The sequence below is a fragment of the Plantibacter sp. Mn2098 genome, from assembly GCF_049319745.1.
Lineage (GTDB): Bacteria > Actinomycetota > Actinomycetes > Actinomycetales > Microbacteriaceae > Plantibacter.
Genome location: NZ_JBMOUH010000010.1, coordinates 91,342 through 109,008, shown reverse-complemented (window position 1 = coordinate 109,008; position 17,667 = coordinate 91,342). Strand labels below are relative to the sequence as shown.

Genomic DNA, 17,667 nt, shown 5'->3' with positions numbered 1-17,667 from the left:
TTCGGCGCGGCGGCCCGCCCGAGCGCCTCGGGATGCATCCCCACCGGTTGGCTTCAGCGGCCGCCGCCGCCCCCGCCACCGCCACCGCCGCCCGCGAATCCGCCACCGGTCGATCCCCCGGACGAGCTCGCACCGCCTGAGGTCGACCATGATGCCGTTGTGCTGGAGGCGCCCCCTGCGAACCCGGAGAACGAGTTGATGAACAGGGCCGTCGTGAAGGGGGAATTCGAGCCGTACCAGCCCGGGGTCTCGCCGATCCGCTCGTACCTGATCGCCAGTTCACGGACCCATTCGCGTTCGACGCCCCACAGCACGGCGAACGGCAGGAGCTTCTCGTACAGTTTGACGACCTGGGTCGGATCCCCCGGGTCCACGTGGTCGGTCCGCGCGGTCCGCTCGGCGCCCTGCGGGCTCTGCAGCACCCGGAACCGATCGGCTTCCGCGAGCTTCAGGTAGTCGCGCATGCCGATGAGGTAGTCGCGCTCGTCCGCCCCGGTCTCCGTGAGCGGTTGGGGTGCGATGGCGAGCGCCGCAGCGACGAACAGCGCCCCGCCGCACACCAAGAGGCCGATGATCGTGATGCCACCGCCTGCATGGAGGGAGTCCGCGATGCCGTGCACAACGAACGCGGCGACGCCGACGAGCAACAACGCTCCGACGACGATCCAGGACGTGACCGCGGCCACCCTGCGTCTGAACCCGCGGTTGACGGCGGCCGTGTGGGTGCGGCTGATCTCGGTCCTGACCGCCTGACCGAGCGTGGTGTCGACGACACCCATCTCCCTGATCGTACGACCGCCGGGGAACAGCATCCCGAGGACGGTTCGTTCCTGCTCGTCGAGACCGGGGATCGCCGCGATGTCGGGGCGGCCGGTGCCGTCGTTCAGCACCGGGGCGAGCAGCTGCAGGGAATACGCCCTGCCCTGTTTCGCGACTTTCGCACCCTCCGCCGTGACGGGATAGTCGAGGATGCGGACGGCCCCGCGCACGGCGAGACTCACGATCGTCGCAGCCATGGCCGATCCGGATCGGCCGATGAGATCACCGGACATCATGAGGTTGATGTCCTTCGGCACCGAGTATTGGGGGACGATGATGCCCCGGCCGGGGTGGTCCCGCCAGAGTCGCACCCTGATCGTGCCGACGATCGCGAGCCCGGCCGCGGACAGCGTCAGCAGGACGACTGGGAGGATCTGGAACACCGGCCAGTCCCTCGGCCGTTCCGGCTGGGTGAAGGTGCCAGGGGCGAAGCCGATCGCGACGGTGAGCGTCTGCCTCGGCGCGAGCGCGACGTCAGGCACCACGAACGACGCCCCGGCCGTGCTGGTGTCGCCCGACGAACGTGTGATGTCACACGACGAGCTGTCGTCCGGGTTGCCGCGGTAGCAGGCCGCATTGCCGGTCAGCGCGTCGCTCACCGCACGGTCGACGTGCACCGAGACCGATGCCGCCGCGAACGGCTGATCCCAACCGGTCCCCGGGGCGTCCCAGTAGAACTCGTCCGCCCTCGTGTCCTGATACGCGCCGACCACGTTCTCCTGCGTGTATGTGATGACGTAGCTCTGCGTCCCTCTGACGTAGTCGTCGCTGCCGAGGGACAGGGTGACGAAGTCGCCGTCGCGATCCGCGTCCCACTGGACGGGGGTCCCGGCGTCGTCGGTCACGGAGACGACCTTCGTGTGCAGCGGGGCTCCGTTGAAGACGTCGGGGATCGCTCGCACGATGCCCTTGTTCTGGTCGAATTCCGGGAACTCGGCGACGAAGCTCTCGACCGCACGGAGATCGGCTGCGCCGGTGGAGCCGCGGGAGATCGTGTAGTCGCCGTGGAAGGACGCGAAGGTGAAGTCGCTCACGTCCTGGCGGGCGCCAGAATGCGCGCTGGACACGAGGCCAGGCGTTGCCGCGCTCGCACTCGGGGCGCCTGCTGGACCGGTGGCGCCGAGCAGGACGAGCACACCGGCCAGGAGTGCGAGGCCGGTCGTGGTGATCACTCTGGTCAGGCGTCTGTGCTTCACCCGTCCAGTCTAGGAGGGCGCATCCCCCGAGTGTCGGGGCCTGTCCCGTGCGTCGGTTCGAGCGAGCCGATGCGCGCGAGGCCGCGCGCTACATCTCCTCGTGCGTGTTGGGGTCGCCGTCGAAGAGGCGCCCGCCGGCGTGGCCCAGACCGGTGATCGCTTCGACCTCGTCATCGGTGAGTGCAAAACCGAACAGGTCGATGTTGGTGCGCTGGCGCACGGGGTCGCCGGACTTCGGGATGGGGAGCACACCGCGCTGGTGGTGCCACCGGAGGATGACCTGCGCCGGCGTCACATCGTGTGCGGCGGCCGCTACGGCGACCGGGCCCTCCTCGAACGGCGCGTTGCGCTTGCCGAGCGGGCTCCACGCCTCCGTCTGGATGCCGTTGGCCGTGTGGTACTCGAGGAGCTCCTCCTGCGGGAAGTACGGGTGCAGCTCAACCTGGTTGACCGCCGGCAGGACACCGGTCTCCTGCGCGAGGCGATCGAGGAACGCCTCGGTGAAGTTGGAGACGCCGATCGTCCGGACGAGCCCCTCCTTCTGCAGCTGGATCATCGCCTTCCAGGACTCGACGAACTTGTCGACGCTGGGGTTCGGCCAGTGGATGAGATACAGGTCGAGTGTGTCGAGGCCGAGCGCCTGGAGGGAACCGTGGAAGGACGTGATCGTCTCCTCGAAGCCGTGGTCGCGCCCGGGGAGCTTTGTCGCGATGACGAGCTCGTCACGCGAGATCTGGCGTTCACGACCCGCAGTGGCCTCGCGGACCGCGGCGCCGACGGCGTCCTCGTTGCGGTAGTTGACGGCGGTGTCGATGAGGCGATAGCCGGCGTCGATGGCGGACAGGACGGCGTCTGTGCCCTCCCGGCCGCGCAGCGGGTAGGTGCCGAATCCGACGGCCGGCAGGCTGGATCCGTCACTGAGCGCAAAGCTGGGAATGGTCGTCATGGCTCGAATGTACGCCCACAGCGCGCTCCCAGGCTCCATACGCGCTGAGAGTGGCGAGGTCCGGTCGATTTCCAACATGCCCGCGGGTTCCTCTCGACTACCGTTGGATCATGTCGAAGCTCCCTGCACCGAGTGCCCGCATCCATCCCCACGAACGCGTCTTCCACGGTGACACGTTCATCGATCAGTACGAGTGGCTCCGGGAGAAGGAGTCGCCAGAGGTGATCGAGCACCTCGAAGCCGAGAACGCGTATACCCAGCAGGAGACGGCACACCTGGAGGGGCTCCGCGAGCGCATCTTCGACGAGATCAAGTCGCGGACGCTCGAGACCGACCTCTCTGTGCCGAGCCGATCCGGCCAGTGGTGGTACTACGGCCGCAGCATCGAGGGCAAGCAGTACGGCCTGCAGTGCCGGGTGCCGATCGCATCCCCCGACGACTGGACGCCGCCGGTCCTCCCGGCCGAGGGCACGATCGAAGGCGAGCAGATCATCCTGGACGCCAACGTCGAGGCCGACGGCCACGAGTTCTTCTCCCTCGGCAGCTTCGACGTCTCGGACGCCGGGACGCACCTGCTGTACGGCGTCGACACGGAGGGCGACGAGCGCTACACGCTCCGCATCCGCGACCTCGCGACCGGTGAGAACCTCGACGACGTCATCACGGACACGTCCGGCGGGGCGGAGTTCTCCCCCGACGGGACCGCCGTCATCTACACGACCGTCGACGACTCCTGGCGTCCGGACACCGTGTGGCTGCACCTCGTCGGAACGACGCAGGCCGACGACGTCCAGCTGCTCCACGAGCCGGACGAACGCTTCTGGGTCGGTGCGGGATACACACGATCCAAGGCGTACCTGCTGCTCGAGGTCGGTTCATCGATCACGAGCGAGACCAGCTTCGTTCCGGCGGACGACCCGACCGCGACCCCGCGCATCGTGTGGCCGCGCGTCGACGGTGTCGAGTACTCCGTCGAGCATGCGATCGTCGAGAATGCAGGAGCCGATGGCGCCGCCGACGCGGGTGCCGTGGGCGCCGCGGGTGCCGCCGGCACGTCCGACCGGCTGCTCATCCTCCACAACGCGGATGCGATCAACTTCGAACTCGTCGACGTCTCCGTCGACGATCCGCAGGGCGAGCGACGGGTGCTCCTCCCCCACAGCCCCGATCGTCGTCTGGAGGACGTCGAGGCGTTCGCCGCAACGACGACGGTCTCGTACCGTCGTGACGGGCTGACCCGCATCGGCCTCCTCGACGTCGCGACGGGTGCGCTCGACGAGATCGACTTCGACGAGCCGCTCTACACCGTCGGCTGGTCCGGCAACCCGGAGTGGACGCAGCCGACGCTGCGGTTCGGTTTCGGCTCGATGCTCACCCCGTCGACCGTGTACGACCTGGTCGTCGCGACGGGTGAACGGCACCTGCGCAAGCAGCAGGTCGTGCTCGGCGACTACGACCCAGCAGGGTACGAGCAGCGCCGAGAGTGGGCGACGGCCGTGGACGGTACGCGTGTCCCCGTCTCTATCGTTCGTCGGCGCGATGTCGTCGCGCCGGGCCCACTGCACCTGTACGGCTACGGCTCCTACGAGGCGTCGATCGACCCGGGGTTCTCCATCGCCAGACTGTCGATGCTGGATCGTGGCGTGACGTTCGCGATCGCGCACATCCGCGGCGGCGGCGAGCTCGGCCGCCACTGGTACGAGGACGGCAAACTCCTCAACAAGAAGAACACCTTCACGGACTTCGTCGATGTGGCGAGGCACCTCGTCGCCGACGGCTACACCACGCCGGAGCAGCTCGTCGCAGAGGGCGGCAGCGCCGGTGGACTCCTGATGGGTGCGGTGGCGAACCTCGCGCCGGAGCTCTTCGCGGGGGTGCTCGCGGCCGTGCCGTTCGTCGACGCGCTCACGAGCATCCTCGATCCCGAGCTTCCGCTCACGGTCATCGAGTGGGACGAGTGGGGGGATCCGCTGCACAATGCCGACGTGTACGCGTACATGAAGACGTACACGCCGTACGAGAACGTGCGTGAGGGTGTGCGGTATCCGCGGATCCTCGCCGTGACGAGCCTCAACGACACGCGGGTCCTGTACGTGGAGCCGGCGAAGTGGGCCGCTCGGTTGCGGGCCGTCGGCGCTCCGGTGCTGCTGAAGACCGAGATGAGTGCGGGACACGGTGGTGTCAGCGGGCGCTACAACTCCTGGCGTGAGCGCGCGTACGAGCTCGCCTGGTTGCTCGACGTGCTGGGTCTCGCCGACGCAGAGCCGCAGCGCTAGCCGCAGCACGAGCTGCAGCACGAGCTGCACCGAGTGGCCGGGCCGGGACCCGGCCACTCAGCACCCGAGGCGTCATTCGAGCACAACTCCTTCGATTCGGACGGCCGCCGAAACCGACACCCCGGAAAGACGGGGATCTCGGTCGGCGCCATCGACGAATCGAAGGAGTTGTGCTCGATGAGGGGCGCGCGTCAGCGCGAACGGGGTGGATGTGGGCGGGTGCCGGCGGGTGCCAGCGGACGCAGGCGAGTGCCAGCGGACGCAGGCGAGTGCCGGCGGATGCCGCTCAACCGAAGAGGATGGCCGCTTCGTCGTAGCGTGCGTCGGGGACCGTCTTCAGCTTGCCGAGGGCTTCCTCGAAACGGCAGTTGACGAGTTCGGTGCCGCGGAGCGCGATCATCGTGCCCCATTCCTCGGCCATGACGGAGTCGATCGCCGCCATGCCCAGGCGCGTCGCGAGGACTCGGTCGTAGGCGCTCGGGACGCCGCCGCGCTGGAGGTGGCCGAGGACCGTCGCACGCGACTCGATCCCGGTGCGCTCCTCGATGGCCGGCGCGAGGACGTCGGCGATGCCGCCGAGACGCGGGCGGTTGAAGGCGTCGAGACCCTTCTCGGAGTGGGCGGTCTCCATCGTGTCGAGCGTGAAGCCCTCCGACACGACGATGACGGGAGCGCGGCCGCGCTTGTAGACGCTGTCGGCCCACTCGCAGATCTGCTCGATGGACTGCGGCTGCTCGGGGATCAGGATGGCGTGGGCGCCGGCGGCCATTCCGGCGTGCAGTGCGATCCAGCCGACGTGGCGACCCATGACCTCGACGACCATGCAGCGCTTGTGCGACTCACCGGTCGTGCGGAGACGGTCGATGGCCTCCGTCGCGATCTCGACAGCCGTGTCGAAACCGAACGAGTAGTCGGTGGCGTCGAGGTCGTTGTCGATGGTCTTCGGGACGCCGACGATCTTGAGACCAGCATCGGTGAGGCGCTTGGCGGCCGCGAGCGTTCCTTCGCCACCGATGGCGATGAGGGCGTCGATGCCGAGACGATCCATCGTGTGCTGGACGTTCTCCGGACCGCCGTGCGGACCTTCGAACGGGTTCGTGCGGCTCGTGCCGAGGATGGTGCCGCCCTGACGGGACAGGCCTCGGACGCTGTGACGATCGAGCGGCATGGTGAGGCCCTCGACGACGCCGCGCCAACCGTCACGGATGCCCACGAACTCCTGGTTGTGGATCTTGGTGCCCTTCAGCACGGCACCACGGATCACTGCGTTCAGTCCGGGGCAGTCGCCACCGCTCGTGAGCACGCCAATTCTCATATTCGACTCAGTTCCTCATCGGGTCGGGGCACATCGCGGTACCGCATCGTTTCAACGAGAATACCGTCTCACGGGGTGCGGGACGTCCGCAGGGGGCGTGCACCAGGATCGAGCGGTTAGGCTGCTGGTATGAGCGGCGACGACTTCACTCCGGCAGCAGGCAGCATCACCATGTTCACGACGTCCTGGTGCGGCTACTGCCAGCGGCTGAAGCAGCAGCTGAAAGGCGCCGGCATCGCGTACACCGAGGTCAACATCGAAGAGGTGCCTGGAACGGCGGAACTCGTCGCAGCGGTCAACGGCGGCAACCAGACGGTGCCGACCGTGATCTTCCCTGACCGCTCCACGGCGACGAACCCGTCGCTCGCCGATGTGAAGGTCAAGCTCGGCGTCTGAGCCGCACACCGGAGGGGCCCCCACCATCCGGTACATGCAACTGCATGAACGATCGCTAGGCTGAACGGACGCGACATTGGGGGATGTCTTGAGCAAGACCGTCATCATCGTTGTGTTCTGCGTTGCCACGATCGTGGTGGTCGCAACGATCGGCTTCATCGTCGCGCACGCCCATGAGCGGTCCGAAGCGCTCTTCCAGGCTCGCAAGCAGGCCGAGCACGATGCGCGGATGTCGCGTGCAGCCGCTGCCGATCACGCCGCGACGAGCCCCATCGACGACGATCTCCGAACAGCCTGCGCCAACGACGAACCGCCCGCCACCGAACATCGGTGACGGGCGGTTCGACCGTGTGTGCGCCGCTTTCCGCGATCAGCCGCCGAGCGCCTCGCGCAGCAGGTGGATGAGGGCGTTGAGCTGCACGGAGTCGACCGATGCGATGTCCTGATCGCTGCCATCGAGCGCACGGGCCGCGAGACCCTGCTTGCTGTCGATGAGTTCAGCGACCTTCGCGTCGATCGTGTGAGCGGCGATGATCCGCCACGCCGTGACCGGCTCCTCCTGACCGATGCGGTGCACGCGGTCGATGGCCTGCGTCTGCTCGGCGGCCGTCCAGGACAGCTCGGCGAGGACGACGTTCGACGCCGCCTGCAGGTTGACGCCGACGCCGGCCGCCGTGAGCGAGCAGACCGCGACGGACACCTCAGGATCGGTGTTGAAGGCATCGATCGCCGTTTGGCGGGCTTGGGCCGTCTGGTCGCCGCGGAGGGAGACCGTCTTGAGCCCACGACCCGCGAACAGCTGCTCCGCGGCGTTCATCACGTCGATGTGCTTCGCGAAGAACACGACCTTGCCGACGGAACGAGCCAACTGAGCGGTGTAGTCGGACGCGAGGATCGCCTTCGCCTGACCGATCTTGCGGATCATGGTGAAGACGTTCTCGGTGCCGCCGGCGGCCTTCGACTCGTCGAGTTCCGCCTGCGCGACCATCCGCATGAGTTCGACGTTCGGCTCGTGCAGACCGTCGACCTTCTCGCCGCGCGCTTCGATGACACGCACGTAGCGGTTGCGCAGACGCAGACCGAGTTCCTTCTCCGCCTCGCGGATGGAGCGGCTGGCTTCGTCGTCGAGCTCGACGGGGAGGTCGGCGACGAGCTTCGACGGCAGGTCCTTCGCGACGTCGATCTTCTTGCGACGCACGATGCCCATGTCGATGACCGCTGCACGAGCGGCGGAGTAGAAGCCGTGGTCGGCCGGCGTCAGACCGGTCTCCTCCAGGCGTTCCATCAGCTCTGCCGCCGGCTTGCCGTCCTTGACCCAGCCGAGGAACTGCCAGATGGCGTTGAAGTCCTCGACGTCGTTGATGAGCGGGGTGCCGGTCAGGGCGAGGAGCAGCGGGTCGCCGCCGGGGGTCGCCTTGCGGATCCGGTTGGCGAGCGACAGCACACGCTGCGAACGCTGTGAATGCAGGTTCTTGATGAAGTGCGCCTCGTCGACGACCATGCCGCGGAACCCGAGGGTGCCGAGCCAGGCCAGGTGGCGGTCGAGGACCTCGTAGTTGACGATGATGACGTCGGCGAAGGCGTCGAGCGTCGCTCCGTCACCGTGGATGACCGTCGCCCTGCGGTTCGGCGTCCATCGCTCGACCTCGCGCGCCCAGTTCATCTTGACGACGTTCGGGACGATGACGAGCAGCGGATAGGCGTCGGCGACCGATGCGGCGAGCACCGACTGCGCGGTCTTGCCGAGGCCGGGTTCGTCGGCGAGGAGGAAGCTGCGGTGGCCCTCCTTGACCGCTTCGACGAAGCGCGCCTGGTGCTTCATGACCTCGAGGCCCCGCGGCGACAGACGGTCGATCTTCGGCGCCTCCGGCAGCTCCATCGACGCGGCGCCTCCGCCGGACCCGAGCTCGAACGCCTTGTACAGCGGAGCCATCAGCTCCCAGCTGTCGAGTCGGCGACGCGAGGTCGTCTGCGGCTGTGCCTGGCTGAAGTCAGGCGCCAGGAACGGGTTCGCCAGCTGGCGGGCCTTGACGGACTGCGGGATGACCTGCTTCTCGGCGAGTTCGGCGGGGACGACGGGCTCCACGGTCGGCTTCTCGACCGTGATGATGAGTTCGTCCGCGCTGAGTTCCGCACCGGATTCGAGCAGCCAGTCGCGGCGCATGCGCTGGGCGACGGGACTCGTGGCCGCATCCGCTTCGAGCAGCTGGATGAGCGAGGTGTCGCGCGCGGCGGTCTTGGCGAGGATCGTCGCGACGCCGTCGAGACGCTTGAGCAGCTCGGCACGGGTCGAGTCGCTCATCGTCGTGTCGGCCTTGACCTTGGCGCGCTCCTCGCGGACGAGGAAGGCGATCACCTGGTACTTGGTGCGGTTGGTGGGACCGACCTTGCCCTTCTGGGCTTTGGCCTCCACCTCCCTGACCTTGCGGGCGAGGATGGGGATGATGGGTGCTTCATCGTCGTGACGCGACGATGATCCGCGGGTCGATGATCCACGCGTTGCAGAGCCACGGGCGTTGGAACGGCCCGATGAACGGCGTTGGCCGGTGTACGGCATGCTCCTCCTGAGCAGTCGAAAAGCCTCGTCGGCCGACGGGCCGGAAGACACGGGCGCTGAGCGTCCGGCCGATCAACGCGATGTGCCTGTCCGGCGACACGGCCGATGGAACGACTCGTGACGACGACGCGGCACCCTTCGCGGATCGCGGCGGATTCCCAGCGGGCGTGCGAACAGTCTACGACATCGCCGCTGGATGCGTGTCGAGCGTTCGCCGGAGTGTTCAGGAGGACGATTCGACCAGTCCGAGGTGCTCGAGTTCTGCGTCGTCGAGCATCCTCGACCGGATCAGGAACCGCTGCCCGGTCGGTGCTTCGACGCTGAACCCGCTCCCCCGGCCGGCGACGACGTCGATCGTGAGGTGCGTGTACTTCCAGTATTCGAACTGCGATCTCGACATGTAGACCTCGATCGGGTCGAGGCCGTCGATGTGCAGGGTGTCGAGGAGGATGTCGGCCGCGCCCGTGCGGAACATGCCGACGGGATAGCACATGGGTGAGCTGCCGTCACAGCAGCCGCCGGACTGATGGAACATCAGCGGACCGTATTGGGCGGCGAGTTCTCGCAGCAGCGCGGCTGCGGTATCGCTGACGTCGACGCGTTCGTTCATAGTGTGTCGTCCCTCCTGCGTTGGAGTGGAGCTGTTCCTGCTGCGAGTGTACGCCGGGCCTGCCCCGCGGTCCCGGTACCCGTCGAAGGGCCCGACCCTTGGACCCCGGTCCCTGAGCTTGTCGAAGGGCCCACTTCGACAAGCTCAGTGACCGGGAACGCACCCCAGGGACCGGGAACGCACCTCAGTGACCGGGGACGCAACCGTGCCCACCATCCCCCGACCTAGAAGAACCCCATCGGCCCTTCCGCATAGCTGACGAGGAGGTTCTTCGTCTGCTGGTAGTGGTCGAGCATCATCTTGTGGTTCTCCCGGCCGATGCCGGACTGCTTGTACCCACCGAATGCGGCGTGTGCCGGGTACTGGTGATAGGTGTTCGACCACACCCGACCGGCTTCGATTGCTCGTCCCGCGCGGTAGAGCGTCGTCGCCTCCCGGCTCCAGACACCGGCGCCGAGGCCGTACAGCGTGTCGTTGGCGATCGAGATCGCTTCGTCATAGGTGTCGAAGCTCGTGAGCGCGAGGACGGGGCCGAAGATCTCCTCCTGGAAGATCCGCATGTCGTTCGTGCCCTCGAACACGGTCGGCTGGATGTAGAAGCCGCCGCTCAACGCACCGCCGAGGTCGGCTCGTTCACCGCCGATGAGCAGCTTCGCGCCACCCTGTTTTCCGATGTCCATGTAGGACAGGATCTTCTCCAGCTGGTCGTTGGAGGCCTGGGCGCCGATCATCGTGTCCGTGTCGAGCGGGTTGCCCTGTTTGATGCGGCGGACGCGTTCGATGCCGTCGCCGACGAACTGGTCGTAGATCGACCGTTGCACGAGGGCGCGGCTGGGGCAGGTGCACACTTCGCCCTGGTTGAGGGCGAACATCGTGAACCCCTCCTGCGCCTTCTCGTAGTACTGGTCCTGCGCGCGGGCGACGTCTTCGAAGAACACGTTCGGGCTCTTGCCGCCGAGTTCCAGGGTCACCGGGATGAGGTTCTCGCTCGCGTACTGCATGATCAGCCGACCGGTCGTCGTCTCCCCTGTGAACGCGATCTTGCGGATGCGCGGGTGGGAGGCGAGCGGCGCGCCGGCTTCGATGCCGAATCCGTTGACGACGTTGAGGACGCCGGCCGGCAGGAGGTCCTTCACGAGGTCGACGATGACGTGGATCGACGCCGGCGTCTGCTCCGCCGGCTTCAGGACGACGCAGTTGCCGGCGGCGAGAGCGGGAGCGAGCTTCCACACCGCCATGAGGATCGGGAAGTTCCACGGGATGATCTGCCCGACCACACCGAGCGGTTCGTGGAAGTGGTACGCGACCGTGTCGTGGTCGAGTTCGGAGATCCCGCCCTCCTGCGCGCGGATCGCGCCGGCGAAGTACCGGAAGTGGTCGATCGCGAGGGGGATGTCCGCGGCGAGCGTCTCCCGCACGGGTTTGCCGTTCTCCCAGCTCTCGGCGACGGCGATCTCCTCGAGGTGCTGCTCCATCCGATCGGCGATCTTGTTGAGGATGACGGCGCGTTCGGCGACGCTGGTCCTGCTCCAGGCGGGGAACGCCTTCCAGCCCGCTTCGACGGCGCGGTCGACGTCTTCCGCGGTTCCGCGGGCGATCTCGGTGAACACGTCACCGGTGACCGGTGTCGGGTTGTCGAAGTACTGGCCCTTCGCGGGGGCGACGTATTCGCCGCCGATGAAGTGGTCGTAGCGGGGTGCGTAGCTGAACACGGCACCATCGGTGCCCGGGTTCGCGTAGACGGTCATGTTGCTCCTTGTCGACGTCGTTGTCGTGGCCATCACCGGTCCGGATGTGGCACGTCCGACGCTACGTCGTCCGACGTTGCAAGACGTTGCATCCGTGTTCGTCCGCCCTCTCGAAGCCCGCGAACTGGCAGTTGTGGCGCCATTGGACAGGCCGAAAGCAGCCACGACTGCCAGTTCGGGGGCTACAGGGAGGCGTTGATGGACTCGATGCGCTCGACGAGACCGGCACGTTTGGGCGAGCGGGGCGGAAGCAGACGCAGGCACGCGAGGAGGACATCGGTGTCGTCCGGGGCGGCGACCGTCGTCGCGTACTGGAAGAGGACGTCGCCCGACGCGTCCGACAGGATCGATTCCCGGAGACGGCCGGCGACCGTGGTGCGGAGATCGACGATACCGGGCGCGACGGATTCCGGGAGCACGGGTCCCGGATAGGCGGCGAGGGCAGCACGATGCGCGCCGCGGTCCAGCAGCGACAGCACCTGGTGGACGTCGAGTTCGAGCGCGATCGGCAATCGGTACGGGCGCGATTCCGGCACCAGCGACGGCGCAAGACGTCCGAGTACTTTGCGAAGCCGCACGAGTTCGGCGCGGAGGGTGACCGGCGCCTCATCTGCCTCGTAGAGCAGGTCCGTCAGTCGGTCGGCGGACAACCCCTGTTGGTGCCATGCCAGGAGGGTCAGGATCTCGGCGTGCCTCGGGCTCAGGGCGCTGGGGCTGGGGCTGGGGCCGTTGGGGTTGGAGCCGGTGGATCTCGGGGCGTTGGGGCTCAGAGCGTTGGGGACGGCCGTGTCGAGCGATGCCGCCGTCAGCAGGCCGGTGCTCCGGCCAAGGATCTGCAGGGTGCCGCGTTGTGGACGCGATGCGGCGGACGTCGAGGTTGCAGCCGATCGGGTTCCCCGCGCGGTCGTCGACGTGGATCTCGAAGACCTCGACGATGCGCGCCCGCCCGGCGGCGCAGCGGCCCCGGCGCGGAGTCGTTGCACGAGGATCTCCGATTCGACGGCCGCAGCGGTCGCCTCCATGAGCGGGAGTGCGTGCGCGGCGACGGCCTGTGCACCACCCGTGATGTCGATGACGCCGATGATGCGACCCGACTCAGGATCGTGGACGGGGACCGCGGTGCAACTCCACGGATGGACGAGGCGGTTGAAGTGTTCGGCGGCGTGGATCTGGATGCCGTGATCGAGTTCGAGTGCGGTGCCGGGGGCGCTGGTGCCGACATCGCGTTCTGACCAGGCGGCTCCTTCGACGAACAGCATGCCTTCTGCGAGGCGGCGGAGGTGGCGGTCGCCGTCGATCCAGAGGAGTCGGCCCATCGCATCGCCGACGGCCACGAGAATGCCGGAGTCGTCGTCGGCGTCCTGGACGAGGAGTTTGCGGATGACGGGGAGAACTCCGGCGAGTGGATGGCTGAGACGGTGATCGCGGAGTTCGGCCTCGTCGAACGCGAGTGGTGCGAGGAGATTGTCCGGGTCGAGGTGGTGGAGAGTCGAACGATGCCACGATTCTCGGACGAGTCGTCGTGGGCCGGGCATGACCGGCGCAAGCGGCGCAGGGGCAGCCGGAATGGCGAGCCACGGATTGCTCATCTGGTGCACCGCCCATCATCGTCGATCGGTTCGGAGTGTGGATTCAGTGTACGTGGGGCATAGGGCAAACGGTCCCTGAGTGCGGCGAATCGGGCCCTTCGACGAGCTCGGGGACCGGGTGTTGGGGTCCGGTCGTGCGTCGGTCCCTGAGCCTGTCGAAGGGGCTGCGGTTTCGGACACTTCGACAAGCTCAGTGACCGGTGCTCTGGACGTCTGGCCGTGCTTCGGTCCCTGAGCTTGTCGAAGGGGCTGCGGTTTCGGGCACTTCGACAAGCTCAGTGACCGGGTTCTCGCGTCTGGGGAGGTCGGTCCCTGAGCCTGTCGAAGGGCAGGGGCGGACGACGCCCAGTTAGCCCGGGCGTTCCAGTCGTACCCGTCCGCCACGCTTGGGTGTGCGGGTACGGTCCAGGTGTGCGGGTGGGATGAACCACGGGGACCCGTCCCTGACCCGGATGCCCCATCCGTCGGCGTGGACGCGGTGGTGATGGTGGGTGCAGAGCATCACCCCATTGCCGAGATCTGTTCGGCCACCGGCCGACCACCAAGTGATGTGGTGGGCTTCCGTGTATGCGGGCGGGTGCGGGCATCCGGTCCAAGCACACCCGCCGTCCCGCTCGGTCAGCGCCAACCGTTGCGCCGGGGAGAACAACCGCCGGGACCTCCCGAGGTCGAGGATCTGTGATGGGCCGTTGAGGACCGCGGGGAGGAGGTTCGCGTCTCCGGAGAGGCGCCTCACGGTGCCGGCACTGACCGGTTCCGTGACCCCATCGATCGTGGCGTGGCCGAGCCCGGCCTGCAGCTCAGTGAGGTTCATCCGCACGACAATGCTCACCGGTGCCAACGTGGTGGCGGCTTCCGTGCATCCGGCGGTGTGTCTGCAGACGTCGATCAATGCGTCCAGGCGCAGTTGCTCGATCGTTCGCGGATCCGGCATGTCATCCGCGGGGTCTGGGGCATCACGATCGGTGAGTTCTTCCTCGGGTGCGGGTTGTTCGACGAAGACCGGAGTGCGCAGGTTCTTGCCGACGATCGCGTCCAGGGCGCCACGCACCCACATCGCGGACTCCGGATCCAACACCGCAGTGAGCCTCGTCATCCCATCCGGTTGCTCCACCAGGCGCAGGGACCGGCGCGACTTCAACACGTGCTCACGGGGTTCGGTGCCGTCCTCATCCAGGATCGTCCGCCCGACGACAGCAGCCCGGCGGGCAGTGCTCACGCCGACGCCGGTGCAATGATCGACCAGCGTCTCCTCGATCGCCGCGACCTTCACAGGTTCCGATACCTTCGCACCGAGTCGGAGCTCCCGCACGATCGCCGCCGCAGCATCCACCGTCAACGCGACCGGGGCACCCACCCCGCACCCGATGCCGTCTCCGACGACACGGCCACTGTCACCAGCAGGATCGGACAACGGTTCGACCGGCGCAGACAGGTGGGAGCCTGGGCGGATCGCGACCGCGACTTTCGGGAACTCACACTCCTGCACCACCCCCAGGAATGAGCGTTTCGGGACGATCGCGGAACCGACATCAACCAGGGTGGCGGCACGGGCGGTTGAGACCCGCCAGCGCTCCGACACGACCACCGCAGCAGACGCATGACCGAGCCGTTTCGCGAGCCCGTCACCACCACGATCCTTCCCCGACCGGGCCGCCACCGTCCCCGCCGCAGCGGCCTGCAACGCGTCGAGGGTGTGTTGCAGGCCGCCGAGGCGATCCACCACCCGGATCAGCCCGGCATCGGTCATCGTGTCCAACTCGACTGCAGCACGACCACTGGACGACAACACCTCGGAAGGGACGACTGCGTCGTCGTTCGTGGTGAACGCGGGCACGGCACCGGTCCATGCCACCTGAAGTTCGTCAAGCGCTGCCACGACGTCCTCGAACACCGGCGGCTCGGTGAACCCGGCCGGATGTGAAGATGGGGAGGAGAACGACATGAGATAAGCATCGCATCGACCACTGACACTGCAACAGGTGGAGAATATGATGCTGATCTGGAGTTTATGGGCGACAGGTGTGGGGTGAAACGAGGGCTCTGGGGCGACGGGTGACGGGCAAACAGGGTGGACCCTTCGACAAGCTCAGGGACCAGGGCGGCGACGACTTGCGAGGCTGCCCTTCGACAGGCTCAGGGACCGGGGCGACGACAGGGCGGGGTCGACCGGGCGGGGTCGACCGACTCAGGGGCGATCGACGGCGAGCTGGGTCATCGGAGCGAGATCCGGGAAGGCCGCGTTGTACCGTAGGCGGGACTCGGCAGCGAAGAGCGCCTCGATGGCCGCATCGTCAGGCACTGCGATCGGAAAGACCGTGATCGGTCGAATGGAGACGCGAACACTAGCCCGGCCCGAGCCGCTCGACACCGCAGTCACATCTGCAGCACCCGCAGCGGCCGCATCCGACGCCGCCTCGACCGACGAGACCCGCCCGTAGACGAGCGCAGCATGAGCAGCACCCGGCCGCGAGACGACGACGGTCCGCATCACGTCACGTGCGGCGCGCTCCCCCGCATCATCAACCGAGTCGTCGACCCGATCGGAATCCCGACCCGAAACGACAGGCTCGTCACGCACGAACCGAACCGCACTACCCGCCACCTCACCGGCGAGCGCCGCCAACACGAGTCGTTCCACACGCGCGAGCATCGTCGGGCCAGCCCCTGGATGCACCACGCCAGCCCAGTGCCAGGGCGTCAAGAACGCCGGATCCTCCCCGAACGCGCGCGCAACATCGCCACCCACCCACCGATCGCGTTTCGCACCCCAGGGCGTTGCCGCCGTCGACAACAGATACCCGTAGACATGCAGCAACCCCGCATTCCCGACCGGCCAGACGACGTCACGGCGAGCAGCATCTCCGTCAGCATCAGCGGCGCCATCATCCACCCCGCCCAACCCGGCGATCCGATGCAACGCCTCAAATGTCGCCCGGTCGAGCACAGCTTCCCCGGTGAACTCGTCCACCACGGTCGACAAGCTCCACCGGGCGAACCGACCCTCCTCGGCATCGGCACGGATGTCCGCCACCAGCCACGGCAAGCGAGTCTCGATCAACGCTTCCGCACCGAATGCGGCGTCAGCTACTCCGGCCTGCAACTCAGCTGCCCCGGCCTGCAACGCGGCCGACACGGCGAGCAGGTCCGCCAGTCGAGCAGCCGCGATTCCATCGTTCATCATCCGCACATCGTATGCACCGACCCCCGGACCGGATCGCTCCACGAGCCCCAGCGCCGCCACCCCGGCCGTGATTTCACCCGTTGTTCACCCCAGATGGTCTTTCCGTCCACATCTCGCTCTTATTCTGGACGCATCGTCCACGGCGGTCCTCACACCGTTCCGACGCGGACGCTCCGGCATCCAGCCATCACCCACCCCGAAAGGAAACCCACCGAGTGAGCACGCGCACGAACACCCTGGTCTTCGACTTCGACGGGACGATCTCCCTCGGCCACGGACCGGTGCTCGCGTACGCGAACGGCATCGCCGAAGCGTTGCCGGCCGACAGCGCCACGACCCTCCTCGACGAACTCGCGACCGGCCTCGCAGCCCACCCGTCCGGCCGCGTCCCAGGCACCGATGCCATCGACGGATACGGGTACGTCCGGGAACTCGCCATCACCCACGGCGCCACCGAGGACACCCTGAGCACCGCCTACCTCGCCAGCCGCGAACGCCTCGCAACCCTCGACGCCGCCATCAGCGCACCGGACGGCCTGGCAGCGTTCCTCGCTGAAGCCCGCGCATCGGCGAACCTCATCCTCGCGACGAACGCGCCGGCGACGCGCATCCCCGAAGCCCTCGAACTCCTCGGGCTCACCGACGCGTTCGACGAGATCCACACCTCGGTGGGCAAACCGGCCGGCCTCGACGCGATCCTGGACCGCTGGCTGCCAGAGGGACGCGTCCTCGCGATCGGCGACGTCTGGACGAACGACCTCGAACCTGCCCACCGCCGCGGCGCGAGCACGGCGCTCGTCACCGGCACCCTCCCGGATGTCGACGGCGCGGTTGCAGCGGGCGCGAGCGACGACGACGCCGCTTCGGAACGGACCATCACACCAGACTTCGCGGCCGCGACCCTCGACGAGCTCTACCCCGTGATCCTCGACTGGCTCGCGTGGGAGTTGAGGTGAGGTTGCGACGCTTCGACAAGCTCAGCGACCGGGCCAGGAAGCTCAGCGACCGGGCCAGAGAGCCCGGTTACCGGG

At 67.6% G+C, this 17,667-nt stretch carries 13 protein-coding genes; 4 read left to right on the top strand and 9 right to left on the bottom strand.

From position 1 onward, the window contains the following. Positions 1-53: 53 nt before the first annotated feature. Positions 54-2,015 carry a DUF2207 domain-containing protein gene (locus ACL9RL_RS16030; RefSeq protein ID WP_422781279.1) on the bottom strand — a complete coding sequence of 654 codons (1,962 nt, stop codon included), beginning with the start codon at positions 2,013-2,015 and terminating at the stop codon, positions 54-56. 88 nt (positions 2,016-2,103) lie between these two features. Next, a complete protein-coding gene (locus tag ACL9RL_RS16025) occupies positions 2,104-2,961 on the bottom strand; it encodes an aldo/keto reductase (protein WP_422781278.1) in 858 nt (285 codons plus the stop codon). Positions 2,962-3,071: 110 nt separating this feature from the next. Between ACL9RL_RS16025 and ACL9RL_RS16020 the strand changes: the two genes are divergently transcribed. Further along, the gene (locus ACL9RL_RS16020; protein ID WP_422781277.1) at positions 3,072-5,237 is read left to right on the top strand and encodes a S9 family peptidase; all 2,166 of its coding nucleotides are present in this window, start codon (positions 3,072-3,074) and stop codon (positions 5,235-5,237) included. 286 nt (positions 5,238-5,523) lie between these two features. Here ACL9RL_RS16020 and ACL9RL_RS16015 read toward each other — a convergent pair whose 3' ends face one another. Continuing rightward, a complete protein-coding gene (locus ACL9RL_RS16015) occupies positions 5,524-6,552 on the bottom strand; it encodes a 6-phosphofructokinase (RefSeq protein ID WP_422781276.1) in 1,029 nt (342 codons plus the stop codon). A 129-nt stretch (positions 6,553-6,681) separates the two neighbouring features. Between ACL9RL_RS16015 and ACL9RL_RS16010 the strand changes: the two genes are divergently transcribed. Together ACL9RL_RS16010 and ACL9RL_RS16005 are read left to right on the top strand one after the other, a co-directional pair. Then, positions 6,682-6,948, top strand: a complete 267-nt coding sequence (locus ACL9RL_RS16010) for a mycoredoxin (protein ID WP_422781275.1) — start codon at positions 6,682-6,684, stop codon at positions 6,946-6,948. Between the two features lie 88 nt (positions 6,949-7,036). Continuing rightward, positions 7,037-7,282: a hypothetical protein gene (locus tag ACL9RL_RS16005; protein ID WP_422781274.1), complete on the top strand. Its 246-nt coding sequence runs from the start codon at positions 7,037-7,039 to the stop codon at positions 7,280-7,282. Positions 7,283-7,318: 36 nt separating this feature from the next. Here the strand turns inward: ACL9RL_RS16005 and ACL9RL_RS16000 are convergent, their stop codons facing one another. From ACL9RL_RS16000 to ACL9RL_RS15975, 6 genes are all read right to left on the bottom strand, one after another. Beyond that, the gene (locus ACL9RL_RS16000) at positions 7,319-9,505 is read right to left on the bottom strand and encodes a DEAD/DEAH box helicase (protein ID WP_422781273.1); all 2,187 of its coding nucleotides are present in this window, start codon (positions 9,503-9,505) and stop codon (positions 7,319-7,321) included. 223 nt (positions 9,506-9,728) lie between these two features. After that, positions 9,729-10,115, bottom strand: a complete 387-nt coding sequence (locus ACL9RL_RS15995) for a DUF779 domain-containing protein (RefSeq protein WP_422781272.1) — start codon at positions 10,113-10,115, stop codon at positions 9,729-9,731. Between the two features lie 224 nt (positions 10,116-10,339). Then, positions 10,340-11,863 carry an aldehyde dehydrogenase family protein gene (locus tag ACL9RL_RS15990; protein ID WP_422781271.1) on the bottom strand — a complete coding sequence of 508 codons (1,524 nt, stop codon included), beginning with the start codon at positions 11,861-11,863 and terminating at the stop codon, positions 10,340-10,342. Between the two features lie 182 nt (positions 11,864-12,045). Beyond that, on the bottom strand, positions 12,046-13,452 hold the full coding sequence (locus ACL9RL_RS15985) for a GAF domain-containing protein (RefSeq protein WP_422781270.1): 1,407 nt from the start codon (positions 13,450-13,452) through the stop codon (positions 12,046-12,048). A gap of 349 nt (positions 13,453-13,801) precedes the next feature. Beyond that, a complete protein-coding gene (locus ACL9RL_RS15980) occupies positions 13,802-15,397 on the bottom strand; it encodes a DUF222 domain-containing protein (RefSeq protein ID WP_422781269.1) in 1,596 nt (531 codons plus the stop codon). A 243-nt stretch (positions 15,398-15,640) separates the two neighbouring features. After that, a complete protein-coding gene (locus tag ACL9RL_RS15975; protein WP_422781268.1) occupies positions 15,641-16,636 on the bottom strand; it encodes a hypothetical protein in 996 nt (331 codons plus the stop codon). A 215-nt stretch (positions 16,637-16,851) separates the two neighbouring features. On the opposite strand from ACL9RL_RS15975, the gene ACL9RL_RS15970 reads away from it, so the two are divergent. After that, positions 16,852-17,592, top strand: coding sequence for an HAD family hydrolase (locus ACL9RL_RS15970; RefSeq protein WP_422781267.1), 741 nt, complete (start codon positions 16,852-16,854; stop codon positions 17,590-17,592). Positions 17,593-17,667 lie beyond the last annotated feature (75 nt).